The following is a 23,333-nucleotide window of genomic DNA, read 5'->3' as shown; positions in this document are numbered from 1 at the left end:
ATTTTGAATTGCAGATCCGGGTTAACTGATTTCTTTGTCAAAAGTTACTGAAGCAATGGCATCGTGCATATGAATAGATTCTTCGTTGCGGCATGACACTTTGAATTTTGTTACGAAAGGCATTTCATATAAGTCTGCCGCAACCAAACGGACCATATCTTCCACAAAGCGCGGGTTTTCATATGCTGTCTCCGTTACTATTTTTTCATCAGGCCTTTTCAGTACAGGATATAATTTTGCACTTGCATTGCTTTCGGCCGCTTCCAGCAGTTTTTCTTTCCAATCTATCTCTGCCTCATCGAAATCCTCGCCAAAGTCAATTTCCATTGTTATTTGGCCTCGCTGATTGTGTGCGCTGTACTCGCTTATTTCTTTGGAGCAGGGACATAAAGTGGCAATTAGAGCGGAAAGTGACCCCGATAGGGTATACCCGTTTTCCCGGTTATAAGAAACTGTAATGGAAACATCTGCATGATTCATGCCTGAAAGCCCCGTATGTGGACTGTTTTGCTGGAAAAACCATGGAAAGGAAATTTCCACCTCAGTATCATCTTGCTCAAGGCGATCGGCCAGTGCTTTTGTAAAGCTTCTCAGGCTTTTTATATCAACACGAAACCCATTTTCTGAATAGGCTGTTAAAACTTCTGTGAATCGACTCATATTCGTGCCTTTACTTGTTTGCTTCAACCCGGAAGTAAGGGTAAATGCAGCCACTGTTGTTTGTTCATCTGGTTTCAGATTACTTTCCACTATGATCGGATATTTCACATTGGTTATGCCAACTGCATCCAAGTCGAATAAAAAATCCTTTTTTGTGTTTTGCAAGTCTGCCATATCTTGTTTTTCGACAGGCTTTGTTCGAGGGGCGGGTTCAACAGACCCGAATAATTTATGTCTTTGTGCTTTATTTGGCATTTTTTTTTGCGGGAATGTTTTGAGACTGTACATAACATAATCCCCTTTCTCTGTTAAGCTAAAAACAAGTATACTTTACGAAAATTTATTATTCAATTTATTGGTTTATCAGTATCTACATCCATTTTATTTTTGGCTCTGTCTTATTTTTAATTCGTTTCAAATTTGCTTTATGTCTATAAAACACAAACGCAGTTAAAATTGCAATTACGATAGTAAGCCCTGTATCCTGAAAAATAATGGAAACAATAACTGCAACTATACCAGTTATCATGGAAGAAAGTGAAACATATTTGGATAAATATAAAGTTAAGATAAAAGTAATGATCATAATCAGAAATAAAATGGGATTAATACCTAAAATAATCCCTCCGGATGTTGCTACGGCTTTACCGCCTCTAAATTTAGCAAATACTGGATAGGTATGTCCGGCTACAGCGAATAGACCGATTGCTAACCCGTATACATCAGCGCTGAATAATAGTGGTATTAACACGGCAATTGTTCCTTTTAAAATATCAGCAAGGGTCACAGCGATCCCTGCTTTTACCCCTAAAACGCGAAAGGTATTCGTTGCTCCGAGGTTGCCGCTGCCGTGCTCCCGTATATCTATCTTATAAAAAAGTTTTCCCACTACAAGTGCGGAGGGAATCGATCCGAGTAAATAGGCAATAATAGCAAAAATAATATATTCCATCTAACTTCCTACTTTCATCATTAATTTATAAAATGGTTATGATACTTATTTTAGCATGAAGTGCTATTGGAAAGAACCTAAAATGGCAGATATCTTTAAAAAGAGAGGAGATATGTTTAAATATTATGAAATCGGGGTATAAAACAGCATTAGAGTGTTTCATATTGGAGGAATTACATGATAGAGTTTAAGCACGTATCAAAAACATATCCGGATGGTACAGAAGCAATAAAAAATATATCTTTTAAAGTGGAAAGCAGTGAAATAGTAACATTAATCGGACCCAGTGGCTGTGGTAAAACAACAGCAATGAAAATGGTCAACAGACTTATCGAGCCAACGTCAGGCTCTATCTTTATCAATGATAAGGATATTAATAATTATGACATCAATGAATTGCGCTGGAATATCGGCTATGTACTACAGGAGATTGCTTTATTTCCCCACATGACAATCAGTGAAAACATAGCCGTTGTACCGGAAATGAAAAAATGGAAACGTTCAGCTATTCGAAAAAGAACAAATGAATTATTGGATATGGTTGGGCTTGATCCAGCCACATATGAAAACAGATTCCCCACGGAGTTATCCGGTGGACAGCAGCAGCGGATAGGCGTTGCCAGGGCACTGGCTGCTGATCCTGATATTATCCTGATGGACGAGCCTTTCAGTGCACTCGATCCCATCAGCAGGGAGCAGCTGCAGGAGGATATCCGCAATTTGCAGAAAGAAATTAGAAAAACAATTCTATTTGTCACACATGATATGGACGAAGCGATGGCACTCGGAGATAAAGTCGTGTTAATGAAGGAAGGGGGGATCATTCAATATGATGTGCCTCAAGCATTAATTCTGCATCCTAAAACAGACTTTGTGAAAGAATTTATCGGTGAGCGCAAGTCACCATGGCTTACCGCAGTAGATGTTATAGCTAATCCAGATAGTGAATATGTTGTTACAAAAGAAAACGTTGAAACAGGAAATTATCCCAAATCACATATGCTCATTCTTCGAGATGAAAATTACTATTACGAAGGAGGAGTAATAGATGGAGGACACTTCAGTTTAAAGACATTAGAAAATGATATGCCTCTGTATAAAGCTGCAGAGACTATTGAAGAAAATGATCAATTAATTTATCCCGTTTTAAAAGATAAAACGTTAGTAGGTGTTTTAACTTATAAAGATATTGTATTCTTTTTAAAAAGTAAAACTAAGATGGAAAACGGGGTGGTTCAGTGATGAGTGAATTTATCTCCGTTTTTCAGAACCGTCAGGATATGCTGCTTGAAAAAATATGGGAGCATCTGCAGATATCACTTATTTCTTTGCTGATTGCAATGTTTATTGCTGTCCCGCTCGGTTTACTGCTTACAAGGTATCACCGTACAGCTGAGCCAATTATTGGTTTATCTGCTATTATGCAAACAATCCCGAGTTTAGCAGTCCTGGCATTTTTAATTCCATTTTTGGGGATAGGTACTACGCCGGCTATTATTGCTTTAACTTTATATGGGCTGCTTCCTATTCTTAGAAATGTATATACAGGTATAAACGAGGTTGATCCCGCTTTAAAAGAAGCCGCGACAGGGATGGGAATGTCCTCGTTCAGGCGTTTAACAAAGGTCGAGCTGCCAATTGCTACTCCTGTAATCATGGCAGGAATTCGTACGTCAATGGTTCTAATCGTAGGAACAACTACAATTGCTGCCTTGATTGGAGCTGGGGGACTGGGTGAAATTATCCTTCTTGGGCTTGACCGGGGAGCTGATATTAATTTAATCATTCTTGGTGCGATACCAGCCGCATTATTGGCTATTGCACTGGACTTTATTTTAAGGGGCTTTGAACATGTCTCCAAAAAATTCGGCGTTAAATCATTTGTTGCTATGCTGGTGATCGTTTTCCTGGTTGTTTTTACTCCGCTGTTTATCAATTCGGATAGAGCTGATTTGGTTATTGGCGGGAAATTAGGTGCAGAACCGAATATTTTAATCAACATGTATCAGCTATTAATTGAAGAGGAAACGGATTTAACCGTTGAGCTGGAGCCGGGCCTTGGAAAGACTGCATTCGTATTTAGTGCGCTTGAAGAAGGGAGTATAGATGTTTTTCCTGAATTTACTGGAACGGCGATTGTAACACATATGGAAGATGAAGCAGACAGCAATGAAGCAGAAGCGGTTTATGAACAGGCCAGGGATGGAATGAACGATATGTATGACATGGCATTATTGCAGCCAATGGCTTTTAACAATACGTATACAGTGGCCACAACCCAGGAATTTGCTGACACGCATAACCTTGAGGAAATTGGCGACCTGCAGCAAATAGAAGACGAGACGGTTGCCGGATTTACGCTGGAATTTAATGACAGATACGATGGATATGTAGGAATGCAGGATATTTACAACCTTGATATTGCCGAAGTACGGACAATGGAACCGGGTATCAGACAGGGAGCGATAGAAAACAGTGAAGTAGATATCATAGATGCTTATGCAACGGAGAGTTATATGATAGAATTAGAATTAGTGACATTGGATGATCCGGAAAATTTATTTCCGCCATATCAGGGTGCTCCCTTATTAAAGAATGAAACATTGGATGAATATCCTGAACTGGAACAGATTCTGAATCAGCTTAGCGGAAGAATCACTGATGAGGAAATGCGGGAAATGAATTATCAGGTTGATTATGAAGACGCCTCAGCAAATGATGTAGCACGAGAATTTTTAGAAGAAGAAGGCTTTATTGGTGAATAAACCTTTCAAATTAAAAAATTTAAGGAGGCAGTATATATGGCTTGGGAAAACCCTTCAAATGAAAAAATAAAAGAAATATTGGAATCGGCAAAAACAATTGCGGTAGTAGGATTATCAAATAACCCCGACAGAACATCTTACCAGATTTCTAAAATGATGCAGGAAAATGGATATAAAATTGTTCCGGTTAATCCTAGTGTTGATGAAGTGCTTGGCGAGAAGGCTTATGCTGCGCTGGAAGACCTGCCGGAGGATGTGGACATTATTAATGTGTTCAGAAGACCGGAAGTTCTGCCGGAAATAGCAAAAGACGCAGCCAAAACGAATTGCCGAGTTTTCTGGGCACAACAGGGGGTTGTAAACCAGGAAGCATATGATTACCTGACTGAACGCGATTTTACCGTAATCATGGATCTTTGTATTAAAGTCCTGCATGCTGTATTAGTAAAAAAATAAGTCAGGATAAGGGTGACAGCCTCATGTCATCCTTTTTTAATAGGTCTTAAAATAAACCTGGTTTCCCTTTTTTTAATATTATTTGATAGATTCAGCTACACCTCTGGCTTTGATATGCTATACAAGCATCTTTCATATATAGTATACTAAATAGCATGTTCGTGACACGCAGAATAAATTATTGGAATTAGGGATTATTTTTGATTTACGATAACAATAGGCTCAACATGAACTAAAATGTTAATATCATAGAAATCATGCACGCTTATAATTGAAAGGAGCAGGAATAGCTTGAATCAAAAAACAACGCAATACTCGGATGATTCGATTCAAGTTTTAGAAGGACTTGATGCTGTAAGAAAAAGACCTGGTATGTATATTGGCAGTACTGACTTACGCGGTTTGCACCATTTAGTGTTTGAAATTGTTGATAATGCAGTTGATGAAGCGTTAGCTGGGTATGGTAATTTTATTAAGGTAACCATACATAAAGATAATAGTATTTCTGTGGTGGATAATGGCCGGGGAATTCCCACGGGGATGCACAAGACAGGGGTTCCAACTACTGAAGTAATATTCACGGTACTTCATGCAGGAGGAAAATTCGGTCAGGGCGGATATAAAACCAGCGGCGGTCTGCATGGTGTAGGTGCTTCTGTAGTAAACGCGCTTTCCGAGTGGCTTGAAGTAACCATTCACCGGGAGGGCAATACGTATTATCAGCGTTTTGAAAACGGAGGTAAACCGGTTGGTTCCCTTGAAAAGAAGGGGGCAACGAGAAAAAAAGGCACGACGATTCATTTTAAACCTGATACAAGTATTTTTTCAGTAACCAACTACGATTTTGAGATACTTTCGGAAAGGTTAAGGGAATCAGCTTTTCTATTAAAGGGCTTGAAAATAGAAGTCATTGATGAAAGAAATGAAGTGCAAGAAACTTATGAATATCCCGAAGGTCTTAAATCATTTGTTGACTATTTGAACGAAGATAAGGACTCACTGCATCAGGTTGTATCCTTTGACGGGGAGCATCAGGATATCGAAGTAGATTTTGCGTTTCAGTTTAATGATGGATATGCAGAAAATATGCTTTCCTTTGTAAACCATGTACGCACAAAAGATGGCGGTACACATGAATCCGGTGCGAGAACTGCCATTACAAGAGCATTCAATGATTATGCAAGGAAAGCAGGTCTCCTAAAGGAAAAGGATAAAAATCTTGAGGGCACAGATATAAGAGAAGGCTTAACAGCGATTGTTTCTGTCCGCATTACGGAAGAAAAACTTCAGTTTGAAGGTCAGACAAAAGGGAAGCTCGGGACAACAGAGGCACGCTCTGGCGTGGACGCTGCAGTTTCGGAAGGGCTCTCCTACTTTTTGGAGGAAAATGGCGACATTGCCGGTCTGTTAATTAAAAAGTCGGTGAAAGCTAAAGAAGCCCGAGAAGCTGCTCGTAAAGCGCGGGAAGATGCCAGAACAGGCAAGAAAAAACGGAGGAAAGATGCTTTATTGAGCGGAAAGCTAACACCTGCCCAGTCAAGAAACGCTAAGAAAAATGAATTATATCTAGTTGAAGGGGACTCTGCAGGCGGATCTGCAAAGCAAGGAAGAGACCGTAAGTTTCAAGCTGTGCTTCCACTAAGGGGTAAAGTAATAAATACGGAGAAAGCGAAATTGGAAGATGTTTTTAAGAACGAGGAAATATCCACCATTATTCATACAGTAGGTGCAGGAGTTGGTGGAGATTTCGACTTAAAAGATGTGCAGTATGATAAAATAATTATTATGACTGATGCAGATACCGACGGAGCTCACATTCAAGTGCTGTTACTCACGTTTTTTTACAGATATATGCGGCAGCTTGTGGAAATAGGAAAAATATTTATTGCTCTCCCGCCGCTCTATAAAATTTCTAAAGGGAAAGGAAAAAAAGAACAAATTGTTTATGCCTGGAATGAAAAGGAAAGGGAAGAGGCAGTGAAAAAATTTAAAAATGGATATATTATTCAACGCTATAAAGGGCTGGGTGAAATGAATGCAGACCAGCTGTGGGAAACAACGATGAATCCAGAAACGCGCACATTAATCCGCGTAACCTTGGAAGATCTTGCCAGAGCAGACCGCAGAGTTACGACGTTAATGGGGGATAAAGTAGCTCCAAGGAGAAAATGGATTGAAGGCAATGTTGAATTTGGCATGGTGGAAGATGACAATATATTGGAAAATGAAAAAATTCATACTGAAGCTTGAGGTAATTGGGGGGAATTGGTTTGCCACAATCAGAAACTTATCTGGACCTTCCTTTAGAAGAAGTAATTGGTGATCGATTTGGAAGATACAGTAAATATATTATTCAAGATAGAGCATTACCGGATGCACGAGACGGATTAAAGCCAGTACAAAGAAGAATACTATATGCAATGCATCAGGAAGGAAATACGTTTGATAAAAACTTCCGTAAATCCGCAAAGACCGTAGGAACAGTAATAGGGAATTACCATCCGCACGGAGATTCTTCCGTTTACGAGGCCATGGTAAGACTAAGCCAGGATTGGAAAATACGTAATGTGCTGATTGAAATGCACGGAAATAACGGGAGTATTGACGGAGATCCACCGGCAGCAATGCGTTATACAGAAGCCAGACTGGCAAATATTTCATCTGAACTGCTGCGGGATATTGATAAAGAAACGGTAGATTTTATACCAAACTTTGACGATACATTATTAGAACCTGTCGTGCTGCCTTCTAAATTTCCGGGACTTCTTGTTAATGGTTCAACAGGTATTTCTGCAGGGTATGCCACGGATATTCCGCCGCACAACCTGTCTGAAGCAATTGATGCGGTAATCATGAAAATAGATACTCCAAATTGTGGAGTAGATCAGCTAATCCAAGTACTGAAAGGACCAGATTTTCCTACAGGTGGGATCATACAGGGGAAAAAAGGAATAAAAGAGGCATATGAAACAGGCAAGGGGAAAATTGTCGTTCGCGGAAAGACGAGAATAGAAAATATACGCGGCAGCCGTGAGCAAATTATTATTGACGAAATTCCTTATGAAGTAAATAAAGCAACAATGGTTAAAAAAATGGATGAGCTGCGTATTGACAGAAAAGTGGAAGGAATTGCCGAAGTACGGGATGAAACGGATCGCACGGGGCTTAGAGTAGTCATTGAACTCAAGAAAGGAGTTAATAGTGAGGGTGTATTAAATTATTTATTTAAAAATACAGACCTGCAAATTACATACCATTTCAATATGGTAGCTATTCAGGACAAAACACCAAAACTATTATCCCTTCCCAATCTGATCGATGCTTATATCGAGCATCAGAAACAAGTTGTTATTAGACAATCAACCTATGATTTAAATAAAGCGAAGAACCGGGCTCATATTGTAGAAGGCTTAATAAAAGCCATTTCCATTTTAGATGAATTAATTGCAACCATTCGCGCATCGAAAGATAAAAAGGATGCAAAAAACAGCATCATGTCAAAATTTGGTTTTTCGGAAAAACAAGCTGAAGCCATTGTTACATTACAGCTTTACCGTTTAACAAATACAGATATAAAATCATTGGAACAAGAAGCGGATGAGCTAAAGAAGCAAATTAATGAGTTGGAAGCTGTTTTGAATAGCGACAAAAAGCTGCTTCAGACGATAAAGAAAGATTTAAGGCAGATCAAAAAAAGGTTTGGAGACCCAAGAAGAACAATAATTGAAGATGAAATTGAAGAACTGAAAATAGATATTGAGGTCGTTGTTCCAAGAGAAGATGTCCTTGTTTCGGTAACAAAAGATGGTTACATGAAAAGAACCAGCTTGCGATCTTATGGAGCGTCAAATGGACAGGATTTTGCCATTAAAGATAATGATCATGTCGTTGGATTATTGGAGCTAAACACCACGGACACTGTTTTGTTATTTACGAATAAAGGTAATTATATATGTTTACCGGTCCATAAACTTTCTGAAATACGCTGGAAAGATCTGGGCCAGCATGTATCCAATATCGTGCCAATTGAAAAAGATGAACGAATTGTTAAATGTATCCCAGTCAGGAAGTTTGAAGCAGATGAGTATTTAATATTCTTCAGTAAAAATGGAATGGTTAAGCGAAGTGAAATGAAGCTTTATGATGCACAAAGATATTCCAAAGCATTGATTGCACTAAACTTAAAAGATGATGATGAAGTGGTCAATGTATGTCAGACAAATGGTTATTCTGATATCTTCATTACGTCTAATAAAGGATATGGACTTTGGTATCACGAAACAGAGGTTAATGTAGTTGGTCAGCGTGCAACAGGGGTTAAAGCCATTAATTTGAAAGGTGAAGATTACGTAGTAAGTGCCCATACTTTTGATGAACTTTCCGAACCATCAATCGTCCTCATCACACAGCGTGGTGCTATTAAACGAATGAAATTAAAAGAAATGGAAAAAACCAGCAGGGCAAAAAGAGGAAAGCTGATGCTAAGGGAATTAAAAAGAAAGCCCCATCGTGTCATAGGTTTCTTCCTGGTACATGAAAATAATACGATACGCTTTTTAACAAATGAAGGAGATAGCTCTTCCTTATTCCCGCTTGAATTCCCTTTAAGTGACAAGCAGAGTAATGGATCGTTTGTTATTGATTCAGATAATCAGGGAGAAGTAGTGGAAGTATGGAAAGAAGCTTTATATGAAAAGCCTTTTGACAACGGACAGGAAGATTAAATCTTCCTGTCAATTTGCAAAAAAGTTGATAAGGCTTACAAAAAATTCCTTTCAAACTCTTTATAGATTCAGAATAAAATGGTAAACTAAGTATTAATTTGAGAAAGGAGTGGGAATATAGCGGGTTTGCGTGAAGAGATTGTTCAATCTTCGTTAAATTTATTTGAAAAGTATGGGTTTCATGGGGTTTCCGTAAATCAAATTGTAAAAGAAGCAGGAACCTCCAAGGGTGGTTTTTATCACCATTTTTCATCAAAGGATGAATTATTGTATGTTATACACGATACATTCATCACACATGTAATCCAAAAAGCAATGATCGCAAATAGTACTTATGAATCACCAACGAAAAAGTTACAAGCTATTATAAAGGATTTTGTGAAAGTATTCGACCTGTATAAAGCCCATCTTGCTGTATTCTACCAGGAAAATAAATATTTGAAACCGGAATATGAAATAAAAATTAAAAAGAAAAGAGATCAATTTAGACAAATGATCGTTCAAGTAATCAGTGAGGGGAAAAAGAACGGGGAATTCCGCCAGGATCTTCCGATTGAAATAACAGCTATGGCTGTACTGGGGATGGTTAACTGGACATATAAATGGTACCAGCCAGATGGAGAAAATACGATTGATGAAATTGGGGATATATATATGGATTTAATTTTAAGTGCTATCTTAGAACCGGAATCTATTTCAAGTGCAGGATATATGGACTTATTAATTGAAAAGCCTTTCTTTTTAAAGTAAGCTTTTTTTAAGCCAGTATCAGACCGACTGGTCGGTCTCAACATTTATACAGGAGGAAAAATATGAACTTCGAATTAACGAAAGAACAACTTATGATAAAAAAAATGGTGAGGGATTTTGCGGAAGATACAATTCAGCCAAAAGCAATTGAAATTGACAAAGAAGCAAAATTTCCGGTGGAAATCTTTGACCAAATGGGAGAACTGGGATTATTGGGTATTCCGTTTCCCGAGGAGTTTGGAGGCTCAAACGGGGATACTTTGTCTTATGCTTTGGCTGTAGAAGAAATTGGCCGTATTTGTGGAAGCACCGGTTTGAGTTATGCCGCTGCTGTTTCATTAGGAGCCAGCCCGATTTATTATTTTGGAACAGAAGCTCAGAAAAAGAATTATTTAACACCACTGGCAAGCGGCAAAGCGTTAGGGTCTTTTGGTTTAACCGAACCAAATGCCGGATCTGATGCAGGCGGAACAAAGACAACTGCAGTGGAAGATGGCGATGATTTCATTATTAATGGGGAAAAATGCTTTATTACCAACGCAGGTTTTGCCGAAACCATTATTGTAACCGCTGTCACCGGAAAGCAGGCTAATGGCAAAAATATTATATCGGCAATCATTGTTCCATCAGATAGTGAAGGTCTAACGATCACAAGTAATTATGATAAGATGGGGGTGCGTGGTTCCGATACAGCCGAAATCGTGTTAGATAATGTCCGAGTCCCGCAAGAAAATTTGCTTGGTGATCCAGATAAAGGTTTTAAGCAATTTTTGTATACCCTGGATGGGGGCAGGATTTCCATCGCGGCATTAGGTTTAGGCATAGCACAAGCTTCACTGGATAAGGCGCTTAGCTATGCGAAAGAGAGAAAACAGTTCGGAAAATCTATTTCAAGCTTCCAGTCCATTCAATTTAAACTGGCAGATATGTCAATGGAAGTTGAATTAGCCAGGAACATGGTGCACAAGGCAGCGTGGTTAAAGGATCAGGAAAAGCCATTCAGTAAAGAAGCAGCATACGCTAAACTCTATGCAACTGAAACGGCATTCCGTGCAGCAAACCAAGCAATCCAGATTCATGGAGGTTATGGCTACATGCGTGAATATGAAGTGGAAAGATATTTGCGAGATGCAAAATTATTGGAAATCGGCGAAGGTACATCGGAGATACAGCGGCTTGTAATTGCAAGACAACTAGGTTGCTAGTTTCAACTTGCATGTTTCTTATAATTTCCAAAGCATATTGCGTTTGTGGAAGTACTTCAAGTAAAAAGAATAAATGATAATAAAAGTGTTTCAGTTAGGAGGAAGTTCATGATTCAAAAAATACTTATAGCGAATCGAGGGGAGATTGCTGCGCGCATTATCCGTACCTGCCAGAATCTTGGAATTAAAACAGTAGCAGTTTATTCTGAAGCTGATCAACAAGCGCCCTATGTTAAGATAGCGGATGAAAGTCAACTTATTGGGCCGCCCCGTGTAAATGAAAGCTATTTAAATGTGGATAAAATTATATCTATTGCAAAAGATGCAGGTGCAGATGCCATCCATCCCGGTTACGGGTTTTTAAGTGAAAACGGGGAATTCGTTCAGAGATGCCAGAATGAAGGACTTATTTTTATTGGTCCTTCCAGTGAAGTAATGAGACAGATGGGCAGTAAAATTGCTGCCAGAAAGACAATGAAAGAAGCAGGCGTTCCAGTAGTGCCAGGTACTGACGGAGGGGTAGATTCACTGGAGGAAGCGATTGAAACAGCTCACAAAATAGGCTATCCAATTATGCTTAAAGCTTCTGCAGGAGGCGGCGGTATTGGCATGCAGGTAGTAAAATCTGATGATGAATTAACTAAAGCATTTGAAAGTAATTCGAAACGTGCTCTAACATTTTTTGGTGATGGATCCATGTTTTTGGAGAAAAAACTGGAAAACGCCCGTCATATTGAAATACAGCTGTTGGCTGATGAACATGGAAATGCCATTCATTTATTCGAGCGTGAGTGTTCGGTTCAACGCAGAAACCAGAAAGTAATTGAAGAAGCACCCTCTTCCTTTATTTCACAAGAAACGAGAAAGGCAATGGGAGAGGCTGCGGTATCTGCTGCTAGAGCACTGCATTATACAAATGCAGGTACGATTGAATTTCTGGTAGATGAAAATGAAAATTATTACTTTCTTGAAATGAATACGAGAATACAAGTGGAACATCCTGTAACAGAAGAAATTACAGGTGTTGATATTGTGGAACAACAGTTAAAAATTGCCCAGGGTAAGCCCCTAAAAATAGAACAGAAAGATATAAAAATAAATGGGCATTCCATTGAAGCGCGTATTTATGCGGAAGATCCGGTAACATTTTTTCCTTCTCCAGGATATCTATCAAAGTTTGAAGAACCAAAGGGAGATTTCATTCGAAATGAGCTATCGGTAACAGAAGATGTTGATGTTACACCTTTTTATGATCCAATGATAGGCAAACTGATTGTCAAAGGCGATACAAGGCAGGAAGCTATTTCTTTATTGAAAGACGCTTTGCTGCAATATAAAATAGAAGGGATAAAAACGAATATTCCCATGCTTTTAAAAGTTGTTGATCATGAAGAATTTAAGATAGGGAATACGACGACAGATTTTGTTCAAAAACATTATTTACCTTTAGCAAAAACAAATTAGGAGGAATAACTGATGGAATTAAAGGCAAACATGGCAGGAAACGTATGGAAAGTAAATATAAAAGAGGGAGATAAAGTCGAAACTGATCAGGATGTTGTCATTCTGGAATCAATGAAAATGGAAATCCCAATTGCTGCGGAAAAGGCAGGTACAGTTACTGAATTAAAGGTGAATGAAGGGGATTTTGTGAATGAAGGCGATGTTATTGCAGTTATTGATTAATTAGCTGCCGGGAACAGCTCCTCAAAGGAAAGAAGCTGTATGAGGATTTTATATAAGAATTATCATTTAAATCGCGGGGAGGTAAAAATGACTCAACTGATAGATTATAAGAAAGTGGATGATCATATTGGCCTGATTACGCTTAATCGGCCTGAAGCGGCCAATGCCATGTCAAAATCTTTATTGGCAGGTTTGGCTAAGGCAGTCCATGACATAGAAAATGATCCGGCTGTGTATTGTGCAGTGATTACCGGAAACGGCGAAAAGGCTTTTTGTGCCGGAGCTGATTTAAAAGAAAGAAAAGGAATGTCTGAAGCTCAGGTAATTGAAGCAGTAAAAAATATAGGTGAAACGGTTACGCTGGTTGAAAAAATAAAAGTGCCTGTGATCGCGGCCTTGAACGGGGTAGCTTTCGGCGGAGGACTTGAACTTGCTTTAGCATGTGATCTTCGTATTGCTGGTAAAAACGTTAAAATGGGATTAACCGAAACCTCACTTGCTATTATCCCGGGAGCGGGTGGAACACAGCGTCTGCCCCGTTTAGTCGGCCCGGGACAAGCAAAGCGGCTTATTTATACTGCATCAGCTATTACAGCAGAAGAAGCATTATCCATAGGACTTGTTGAGGGAATTGCAGAGAATGAATCTGTTCTTGAAACCGCTTTACAGATGGCTGAAAAAGTCGCCAGTAATGGCCCAATAGCATTAAAACAAGCAAAGACAGCTATTAATCATGGTATGCAAACAGATCTTTCCGCAGGTCTCACTATAGAACATCTTGCTTATAAAGAAACGATACCAACAAAGGATCGTTTGGAAGGGCTGCAAGCTTTCCGTGAAAAAAGAAAACCTGTATATAAAGGTGAATGAAGCAGGAGGAATGAAGAAATGTCGTATGTTGAAGATTTACAAAACAGGATTGGAAAAATAGAAAAAGGCGGCTTGGAAAAATATCATCAAAAAAATGAGGAAAAAGGGAAATTATTTGTAAGAAAGCGTCTTGAATTATTATTTGATGAAGGTATGGATGTAGAAGATGCTTTTTTTGCCAATTGCATGGATGATACCCTGCCATCAGACGGAGTGGTTACAGGAATCGGGAAAGTAAATGGACAATCCGTATGCGTAATGGCTAACGATTCCACAGTAAAAGCAGGTTCGTGGGGGAAAAGAACAGTAGAAAAAATAATTCGTATTCAAGAAACGGCAGAAAAACTGGAAATTCCAATGATTTATTTAGTAGATTCTGCAGGAGCAAGAATTACGGACCAAATTGAAATGTTTCCCGGGCGTCGGGGAGCGGGGAGAATTTTTCATAATCAAATAAAATTATCCGGACGGGTTCCGCAGGTTTGTTTATTGTTTGGCCCGTCAGCAGCAGGCGGCGCGTATATCCCGGCCTTTTGTGACATCGTCGTTATGGTCGATGGAAATGCTTCTATGTATTTAGGTTCACCGCGGATGGCTGAAAAGGTAATCGGTGAAAAAGTATCCCTGGAAGAAATGGGCGGGGCCAACATGCATACCTCTGTTTCCGGGGTAGGAGATGTGTTAGTGAAATCCGAGGAAGAAGCTATTGCATATTCCCGCAATTATTTAAGCTATTTTCCTGGCAATTTCCGAAGTAAACCAAAAGCGATGGAAGCAAAGGAAAAGAAGGATTTCGAAAAGTCTATTACTGATCTTATACCTGAGAATCAAAATGCACCTTTTGATATGCTTGAATTAATTAACCGTGTTATTGATGAAGACAGTTTTTGCGAAATTAAAAAGAATTTTGCACAGGAACTCATTACGGGTCTTGCCAGGATAGATGGAAAATCAGTCGGAATTATTGCAAACCAGCCAAGGATGAAAGGTGGGGTATTATTTCACGACTCTGCAGATAAAGCAGCTAAATTCATGCAATTATGCGATGCCTTCCATATTCCGTTATTGTTCCTGGTAGATGTACCTGGTTTTATGATTGGCACAAAAGTAGAGCGTGCTGGCATCATTCGTCACGGGGCGAAAATGTTGTCTGCAATGAGTGAAGCTACTGTTCCTAAAATTTCAGTAATTGTGAGAAAAGCTTATGGAGCCGGTTTATATGCTATGGCTGGTCCCGCTTTTGATCCTGATTGCTGCCTGGCATTTCCAACCGCTCAAGTTGCAGTGATGGGACCGGAAGCTGCTGTAAATGCAGTGTATGCAAATAAAATAGCAGAACTGCCGGAAGAAGAGCGTCCTGCATTTATTAAAGAAAAACAGGATGAATATAAGGATAATATTGATATATATCGATTGGCATCTGAAATGGTCATTGATGCAGTCATTGATCCGAATAAATTACGGGAAGAACTGATTAACCGCTATGCTGCTTACGAAAGTAAAAATGTAACCTTCACAGAAAGAAAACATGGAGTTTATCCGGTTTAAATATTAGTTTTTATTTTGGGAGGCAGGAAAGGACACACCTTCCTGCCTGCACTTTTAAAATATAGCAAGATTTCCGGGAAAAAATCTATCACGACAGTATCGGTATATTGTTAAGATTTCTTATCCACGGGCTGCCGATGAAAGGCTGCAATTAGTATAAAAAAAGAAAGTCACACTTTTTTAAAAGAATTCCATCATAATAAGATTGGAACAAAAATGATAACGGTTACATCGAAAATTTTTAATGTTAATTCCAAACAGAAAATATAAAACATAAGGGGGAGAATCCATGAGCACAGATATGGGAGGAATTAAAGACATTATTAAGGAAAGCAAAATTGTCTACCCGGATATAGTGAAGCAGGGGGAAACAGAAATTGGGAGCAGTGAAGCTTTTCAAGCCTTGCTAAAAAAATCCCAGGAGGATCCTGAAGCATTTTGGAATGAAGCAGCGAAGGAATTACATTGGTTTAAACCGTGGGAAAAAACGATGAGCGGCAGCTTGCCGGATTTTGAGTTTTTCCAAGGAGGCATTAGCAACCCTAGCTATAATCTGTTGGATCGGCATATCGAAAATGGCGCTGGCAATAGAACTGCGCTGATTTGGGAAGGGGAAGATGGAAAAACCGAATTTTACACCTATAACATGCTGCTCGCAGAGGTGAATCGTTTTGCTAATGTACTTCAGTCTTTAGGTATACAAAAAGGCGACCCTGTTGCTATTTATCTTTCTAATCTTGCAGAGTCGTTTATTGCTATCCTGGCTTGTTTTCGAATAGGGGCTGTTTATAGTACCATCTTTTCGGGTTTTTCAGAGCAGTCTTTAAGCGATCGGCTGTCAAGTTATGAACCGAAAGTGGTAGTTACCGCTGATGCCAGTTTGCGACGTGGTAAAGTGATTCCGCTTAAAGAAAAAGTTGACAATGTTGTTGATGACATTGCCAGCGTAGATGCGGTTGTTGTCGTTAACCGATTAGGTACAAAACCATCTATGCAAAAAGGAAAAGACTTCTGGTGGCATGAAGAAAGGCAAAAGGCGTCCATTGAATTTGAGCCTGTACATGTTGAAGCGAACGAACCAGGTATTGTATTTTACACAAGCGGGACAACTGGGAAGCCTAAAGGTGTGGTCCATGCCGGTATGGCTTTTGTTGTTCAAAACTATATTTATGCGAAATATCATATGGATCATCGTCCTGATGACGTTTTTTGGTGTACCGCTGATGTCGGGTGGTTAACGATGCACATATGGGGTGTTGTCGGCTCTCTGGCAAATGGTGTTACAACGGTTGTTTATGATGGGGCTCCCAACTATCCGGAACAGGACCGTTTTTATCAAATTATTGAAAAATACCGGGTGAATAAGTTATTTACAGCTCCTACTGCATTGCGAATGCTCCGCAGTCTGGGCGAAAGAAAACTTGAACGCTATGACTTGGCTTGCCTCGATGTTGTATCCCTGGTAGGAGAACCATTTGACCCGGAAACGTGGTATTGGACAAAAGATGTACTAGGGGGAGGAAATATTTGTGTCAATAATACATGGGGGCAAACGGAAACAGCCGGAACACCATTAGCTGGAGCAGCTTGGCTTACACCGATGAAGCCAGGGGCGGCAGGTGTCCAGTTTCTTGGCGCAGATGCAAAGATTGTTGATGATGAAGGAAATCCCGTCCCTAAAGGTACATTGGGGAACCTAATCATCAGTAAGCCGTTTCCAATGCTTTGCCGTACATTATGGAGAGAACCTGAGCGGTATTATCAAAAATATTTCAGCCAGGTGGAAGGAAGCTATTACGCAAGTGATATTGCCTTAGAGGATGAAGATGGATTTTTCTGGGTTGTGGGTCGTTCTGATGATGCCTTTAACGTCTCCGGTCATCGTCTGAGTACCATGGAAATAGAAAATGCAGTCCTGGAATGCCAAGGAGTTTCTGAAGTCGCAGTAATTGGCGTGCCGGACAAAATTAAAGGCGAGGTACCAGTTGTGTATGCCACAGTAGCTGAAGGCACTCCTGCAGGAGAGGAACTGAAAAAACAAATTGAAAAAAGTATCATAAAGGGAATTGGTCAGTTGGCTCGCCCGCAAAACATCTTTTTTGTAGAATCCATGCCAAAAACAGTCAGCGGAAAGATTATGCGCAGGCTATTGAAGGAGGTTCAAATAAAAGGAGATGTATCCAGTGATGTGACCGGACTTGAAGATCCTGGGGCAATTAACCATATTAGGGAAATTGTCGCCGCTGACACGAATGCGAAAATATAAATTATACAAGCAGTTTTATTATTCGTATATTTGAAAAGGGTTCAAGCCTCTAAATTCCATTTATGGCCACTGATATAAATTGAATATCTGTGGCCTTTTTTTAAACCAAAAAATTCGTAGTGTATATTAAAAATAAAATGTAAAAATAGTAATATTCTAATTTATCGTATTTAACATCAAGTAATCAATTTTAGTATACTGTAATTTTATTATGTTAACTTAATACATCTTTGTTCAATTATTTCCTGTAAAATGATATGCTAACCATAATGGGAAAGGGGGAACTTAAAACAATGGATAGTCGCTTGTTTCGTGATGTCATGGGGCAATTTACTACTGGCATTACCATTGTATCAACAAATGATGATTACGAAATAAATGCAATGACAGTAAATGCATTTATGTCTGTTTCGTTAAAACCGAAATTAATTGCAGTTTCTATAGATGAAAAAGCAAGTATGTATCCAATATTACAGAAAGAAAAGAAATTTGGCGTAAGCATATTGTCAGAAAAACAAAAAGAGCTTGCCATGATCTATGCTAAACAAAAGAAAAAAGACAGAGAGATTTCTTTTATCCAACTGGACGGAGCGCCTGTCATTGATCATTCCATTGCTGTACTTTCCTGCAAGGTGGAAGATACAATAAAAGCAGGGGATCATAAGATAGTTATAGCGGAAGTAACCGAATTAAAAGTAAATAAAGCCGAACCAGTTATATTCCATGATGGAAAATATAAACAATTGAAGTAAACCTATTTAATGCCGATCAGATGATTTGATTGGTATTTTTCTTTTGCCTATATCTATAGAATACTGACAATAAAAATAATGGTAGAAAAAGCACATAAAGTCTCGTATAATAGACGCTGACAGGATATGAGAAGGGACATGAATAGCGTGATATTGAAGGAAAGAATACGATCAAATGTTCAATTACAACATTTGGCTGCTTTATATCAAATGATGATAGATAATAGGGATCATGAAAATGCAACAAAGGTTCTGGAGTTGTATGAGAAGCTGGATAAGAAGGAAATGATGGTCAGTTTTGCAGGTCACTTTTCTGCGGGAAAGTCTTCCATGATAAGCACTTTGACAGGTGCAGAGATTTTACCTAAAAGTCCTATACCGACAAGTGCAAATATTGTAGAGATCTCTTCAGGTGAAGGAGTGGCTCGTGTTTTTTTTCGTAATCAGGAGCCGGTAGAGTACAAGGAACCTTATGATATTGACATGATCAAGGAATATTCAAAAGATAAAGATGCCATCAAAAGGATGGAAATAAGTACCTCAAAGCCTATCATTCCTCCTGGCTGTAAAATCATGGATACTCCAGGCATTGATTCAGCGGATGACGCAGACCGATTGATGACAGAAGCTTCATTGCATTTAGTTGATGTACTTTTTTACGTCATGGATTATAATCATGTTCAATCAGAAGTTAACTTACGATTTTTAAAAGGGTTGCAGGAGCAGGAGATACCTTTCTATGTGATTATTAACCAAGTTGATAAACATGATGAAGCAGAATTACCTTTTTGTATGTTCGATAGAAGTATTAAACAAACGTTTGATCAATGGAATTTATCGCCAGTACGAGTCTTTTATTCATCATTATTTGCTCCATCTATGGAACAAAATGAATTACCTGAAATCAAACAAACGCTTTTCACCATTTTGGGAGAGGAAAAAGAGGCGTACTCTAGTATTGATCACGCTGTGAAAAACGTAATTGAATCTCATAAACGTTTTTTGAAAAACCAATATGAGGAGAAACTATCCCTCCATGACATGCAGGAAGAAGAAGTGGGTTTTAACCAAATAGAAGAATTATATATGAAACTTGACCAAATAGATGCCAACCTTCTGCGGTTAAAAGAGGATTTTCATCATGAGTTACAGCAAACATTAAAGAATGCTTATTTAATGCCTTCCAGTTTAAGGGATAAAGCAGAACTGTTTCTTGAATCCAAACAAAATGACTTTAAAGTAGGTTTATTTAATAGTAAAAAGAAAACAGAACTGGAAAGGGAAGAGAGGCAGACGGACTTTATTAACTCTTTACAGGAAACGACGGATACTGCTATTGAGTGGAGATTACGGGATAAATTTACCGCCCTATTAAAAACATATGGCGAAGATGATCCGACACTGCAAAATGAAATCCAAAGGCTGAATATAGAATTTACAGCGGAGGACGTCGTTAAGTTAATAAAACCAGGGGCAAAGTTAAATGGTGACTTTGTGTTAAACTATACCAATGACGTTTCAGCTGATATAAAAAATTTATATAAGCAAAAAGCACGAAAATTATGGGATGCCATTTATGAAGTTATTCATAAAAAAAATAAACAGCAAAGAACAGAGCTTGAAAATGAGATCAATTATTTACAGCAATTAAAGGATAATAATAGAAAAAGAGCTGAATTAGAGGCAGAGCTGAACGATAAATCAGCTGCTATTGATAGACAGCTGGAAACAGATACGGTCAATGAAAGTGCATGGAAATTGATTGAAAAGGAACAAATAAACAGGCAACAGCCACTAAAAGTGGTGGTTACTGATTTTAATCATAAAGTTCCTGAGTCTGAAAAGATGAAAGAGAACAGCATTGTTCATACTAAAAAGGAAGCGTCAAATTCCTATTCTGTAGAAAATGTGCTAAAGAGCATGGAGACTGCAGTGGCTACTGTAGAAGAATTACCGGGTTTTCAGACAATGATAGATGATTTGGGACGTAAGCAGGAACGGTTAACACACCGTTCTTATACGATTGCTCTATTCGGTGCTTTCAGTGCGGGTAAATCATCTTTTGCAAACGCATTGTTAGGTGAAAAAGTTTTACCTGTTTCACCTAATCCGACCACAGCAGCCATTAATCGAATAAATCCGGTAACAGAACAACATAAACACGGGACTGTTGTAGTTACTTTGAAGGATAAAGAGACTTTACTACATGATTTACTGTCCATCACAAAAAAGTTCTCTCCATCTGGGACAGAATTTGAAGGGTTATTAGATTGGGTTCTTGTAAATAAAATTCATCAAAACGAACAATTAAATAATTTATATCAATCCTATCTGAGGGCAATGATTAACGGTTATAATGCAGCAAAAGAAAATATAGGCAATAAAATTGCGATTGACCTGAACACATTCAGCGAATATGTAACAGATGAAACCAAAGCATGCTATATTGAATCTATAGATTTATATTATGATTGTTCAGTAACAAGGCAGGGGATTACGCTGGTCGATACTCCCGGAGCCGATTCCGTGAATGCAAGGCATACGAATGCATCATTTGACTATATTAAGTACGCAGATGCCATTCTTTACGTCACGTATTATAACCACGCATTGTCGCGAGCGGATAAAGACTTTCTCATGCAGCTGGGACGGGTGAAAGAAACATTTGAAATGGATAAAATGTTCTTCATTATAAATGCTGCTGACCTGGCAAATGATGATCAAGAACTGCAGCTTGTAAAGAATTATGCAGAAGATCAATTAATACAGCTGGGTGTACGTTTTCCAAGGCTATATCCTGTATCCAGTAAACGATCACTGCAAAATAAATTGGAAGATCAAACATTAAATCAGGAAATGGGCGAGTTTGAAAAGGCATTTTTCCATTTTATTCATCATGATTTAACTTCATTAACGGTGGATGCTGCATTATGGGATCTCCAGCGTATGTTTAAGCAAACCCAGCAATATTTACAATCATTGGATATGGATAATAAAGAAAAAGAAGCATTAAAACGAACACTATCAAGAAGAAAAGACACATTGCATCATACCATATACGGTATGGAAACGGATGTGTTTGAAAAGCAAATGACTCAGAAAATAGAAAAACAATTATTTTATGTTATCGAGAGGTTATCTATTCGATTTCATGATATGTTTAAAGAAATGTTTAATCCTACGACAATAACAGCGTCGGGAAAGCAAGCCCAAATACAGTTACGAATGAGTTTACAAAACTTGATCGATTATGTCGCTTTTGAGCTGCTTAAGGAACTGCAGGCGGTTTCATTGCGAGTAGAAAGTGAAATAAATACTTTGGCAAAAGAAGTATATTTTTCACTTGCAGAACAATGTAATGAGATTGACGAATCTTTCACAGTACCTGATTTCGAAATGAAGAAACTGGAAACGCCAGCATATCAGGAGGTCTTTCCTTCTGCTGATTCAAAAAGTTTTGATAAAATACTATCTACTTTCAAAGGGACGAAAGCTTTTTTTGAAAAAAATGAAAAAGAATTAATGAAGGAACAATTATATGAAAAAGTAGAGCCACTTGCTGGAGATTATATTCATCAAAATAAGATACTTATGCAGGAAGCATACCACGAGCAATGGACAAGTTTAGTTACCGAAATGAAAGTAAAAATAAAAGGCAGTGCAGATAAACATATCGATCATTATGCTGAAATGTTATCAAAACCGGTTGATTTGCACATTGTTAAAGAAAAAGAGCGAGTATTACAAGAAATACTAGAATGGAATAAGGTACAGGAGACGGAGAAAAATGGAAAATAAACAGGTATTATTAGTGGATGGCATGGCTTTATTATTACGCGGGTTTTTTGCTACGGCATTCCGGGGGAATTTTATGAAAACAAGTGAAGGCGTTCCTACTAATGGAATTTATCAATTTATGCGTTATTTTCTGGATGCAGTTAACACGTTCCAGCCAACGCATGTGGTTTGCTGCTGGGATATGGGGAGTAAAACCTTCCGCACCGAATTATATGAAGGTTATAAGCAGAACAGGTCAGCACCACCTGAGGAGCTTATTCCGCAATTTGATTTAATTAAGGAAGTGATGGAAGCATTTGAAATTCCGAATATCGGACTTGAAAATTTTGAAGCAGATGATTGTATAGGTACATTGGCTAAAGAGTACGCTACAGAAAATAAGGTTACTATTTTAACCGGTGACCAGGATATACTGCAGCTTGTACAGGAAAATGTTCGCGTAGCAATCATGCGAAAAGGGCAAGGTAATTATGAAGTTTTTAATGCGGAAAATTTCTATGAAAAAAAGAATATTAATCCGAAACAAATGATTGATCTAAAAGGTTTAATGGGGGATACTTCTGATAATTATCCCGGCGTAAAAGGAATAGGGGAGAAAACCGCATTAAAACTGATTAGGGAGTATGAAACCATTGATAGTTTGCTTGAAAACATAGATGAGCTTCCCAAAGGCATAAGAAATAAAATTAATACGAACATTGATATGCTGTATTTATCCAGAAATCTTGCGGAGATCAAATGTGATGTCCCTGTCAGTTGTGAATTGAACACAGCCGTATGGCAATTTGACAAAACGAAAGTAGAAGACAAATTTAATAAGCTGGAATTTAAAAATCTCGGTAAATTTTTATAGTATGCTTGTTTACTGTAATAAAACAATACGAATTTTCCTTTAATGGAA

At 38.4% G+C, this 23,333-nt stretch carries 17 protein-coding genes; 15 read left to right on the top strand and 2 right to left on the bottom strand.

Going from position 1 to position 23,333, the window contains the following annotated elements; translation table 11 throughout:
* Positions 1 to 21: 21 nt before the first annotated feature.
* Both folE2 and plsY read right to left on the bottom strand, forming a co-directional pair.
* Positions 22 to 948: a GTP cyclohydrolase FolE2 gene (gene folE2 / locus ACDX78_RS11555; RefSeq protein WP_486028009.1), complete on the bottom strand. Its 927-nt coding sequence runs from the start codon at positions 946 to 948 to the stop codon at positions 22 to 24.
* A gap of 82 nt (positions 949 to 1,030) precedes the next feature.
* On the bottom strand, positions 1,031 to 1,612 hold the full coding sequence (gene plsY, locus ACDX78_RS11550) for a glycerol-3-phosphate 1-O-acyltransferase PlsY (RefSeq protein ID WP_486028007.1): 582 nt from the start codon (positions 1,610 to 1,612) through the stop codon (positions 1,031 to 1,033).
* A 177-nt stretch (positions 1,613 to 1,789) separates the two neighbouring features.
* Here plsY and ACDX78_RS11545 point away from each other — a divergent pair, with 177 nt between their 5' ends.
* From ACDX78_RS11545 to ACDX78_RS11475, 15 genes are all read left to right on the top strand, one after another.
* Complete coding sequence (locus ACDX78_RS11545; RefSeq protein ID WP_486028005.1) at positions 1,790 to 2,854, top strand: ABC transporter ATP-binding protein; 1,065 nt, start codon at positions 1,790 to 1,792, stop codon at positions 2,852 to 2,854.
* A complete protein-coding gene (locus ACDX78_RS11540) occupies positions 2,854 to 4,377 on the top strand; it encodes an ABC transporter permease/substrate-binding protein (RefSeq protein WP_486028003.1) in 1,524 nt (507 codons plus the stop codon). The genes ACDX78_RS11545 and ACDX78_RS11540 overlap by 1 nt, the downstream gene beginning before the upstream one ends.
* 36 nt (positions 4,378 to 4,413) lie before the next feature.
* Positions 4,414 to 4,833, top strand: coding sequence for a CoA-binding protein (locus tag ACDX78_RS11535; protein ID WP_486028001.1), 420 nt, complete (start codon positions 4,414 to 4,416; stop codon positions 4,831 to 4,833).
* A gap of 291 nt (positions 4,834 to 5,124) precedes the next feature.
* Positions 5,125 to 7,083, top strand: a complete 1,959-nt coding sequence (gene parE / locus ACDX78_RS11530) for a DNA topoisomerase IV subunit B (RefSeq protein ID WP_486028000.1) — start codon at positions 5,125 to 5,127, stop codon at positions 7,081 to 7,083.
* Positions 7,084 to 7,103: 20 nt separating this feature from the next.
* Complete coding sequence (gene parC, locus ACDX78_RS11525; protein ID WP_486027998.1) at positions 7,104 to 9,557, top strand: DNA topoisomerase IV subunit A; 2,454 nt, start codon at positions 7,104 to 7,106, stop codon at positions 9,555 to 9,557.
* A 117-nt stretch (positions 9,558 to 9,674) separates the two neighbouring features.
* Positions 9,675 to 10,307 (top strand): TetR/AcrR family transcriptional regulator, encoded by a 633-nt coding sequence (locus ACDX78_RS11520; RefSeq protein WP_486028031.1) that lies wholly within the window; start codon positions 9,675 to 9,677, stop codon positions 10,305 to 10,307.
* 62 nt (positions 10,308 to 10,369) lie between these two features.
* On the top strand, positions 10,370 to 11,512 hold the full coding sequence (locus tag ACDX78_RS11515) for an acyl-CoA dehydrogenase family protein (RefSeq protein WP_486027996.1): 1,143 nt from the start codon (positions 10,370 to 10,372) through the stop codon (positions 11,510 to 11,512).
* A 108-nt stretch (positions 11,513 to 11,620) separates the two neighbouring features.
* Positions 11,621 to 12,976: an acetyl-CoA carboxylase biotin carboxylase subunit gene (locus ACDX78_RS11510; protein WP_486027994.1), complete on the top strand. Its 1,356-nt coding sequence runs from the start codon at positions 11,621 to 11,623 to the stop codon at positions 12,974 to 12,976.
* Between the two features lie 12 nt (positions 12,977 to 12,988).
* Positions 12,989 to 13,198, top strand: coding sequence for an acetyl-CoA carboxylase biotin carboxyl carrier protein subunit (locus tag ACDX78_RS11505; RefSeq protein WP_486027992.1), 210 nt, complete (start codon positions 12,989 to 12,991; stop codon positions 13,196 to 13,198).
* An 87-nt stretch (positions 13,199 to 13,285) separates the two neighbouring features.
* Positions 13,286 to 14,068 (top strand): enoyl-CoA hydratase, encoded by a 783-nt coding sequence (locus ACDX78_RS11500; protein ID WP_486027990.1) that lies wholly within the window; start codon positions 13,286 to 13,288, stop codon positions 14,066 to 14,068.
* An 18-nt stretch (positions 14,069 to 14,086) separates the two neighbouring features.
* Positions 14,087 to 15,616 (top strand): acyl-CoA carboxylase subunit beta, encoded by a 1,530-nt coding sequence (locus ACDX78_RS11495; protein WP_486027988.1) that lies wholly within the window; start codon positions 14,087 to 14,089, stop codon positions 15,614 to 15,616.
* A gap of 289 nt (positions 15,617 to 15,905) precedes the next feature.
* The gene (locus ACDX78_RS11490; protein WP_486027986.1) at positions 15,906 to 17,882 is read left to right on the top strand and encodes an acetate--CoA ligase; all 1,977 of its coding nucleotides are present in this window, start codon (positions 15,906 to 15,908) and stop codon (positions 17,880 to 17,882) included.
* Positions 17,883 to 18,175: 293 nt separating this feature from the next.
* A complete protein-coding gene (locus tag ACDX78_RS11485) occupies positions 18,176 to 18,634 on the top strand; it encodes a flavin reductase family protein (protein ID WP_486027984.1) in 459 nt (152 codons plus the stop codon).
* 138 nt (positions 18,635 to 18,772) lie between these two features.
* On the top strand, positions 18,773 to 22,432 hold the full coding sequence (locus tag ACDX78_RS11480; protein ID WP_486027982.1) for a dynamin family protein: 3,660 nt from the start codon (positions 18,773 to 18,775) through the stop codon (positions 22,430 to 22,432).
* A complete protein-coding gene (locus ACDX78_RS11475; RefSeq protein WP_486027981.1) occupies positions 22,422 to 23,285 on the top strand; it encodes a 5'-3' exonuclease in 864 nt (287 codons plus the stop codon). The genes ACDX78_RS11480 and ACDX78_RS11475 overlap by 11 nt, the downstream gene beginning before the upstream one ends.
* Positions 23,286 to 23,333 lie beyond the last annotated feature (48 nt).

Source organism: Virgibacillus oceani, from assembly GCF_041521345.1.
Classification (GTDB): Bacteria; Bacillota; Bacilli; order Bacillales; family Amphibacillaceae; genus Virgibacillus_N; species Virgibacillus_N oceani_A.
The sequence above is the reverse complement of the archived record's forward strand: the minus strand, read 5'-3'. Positions and strand labels throughout refer to the sequence as shown.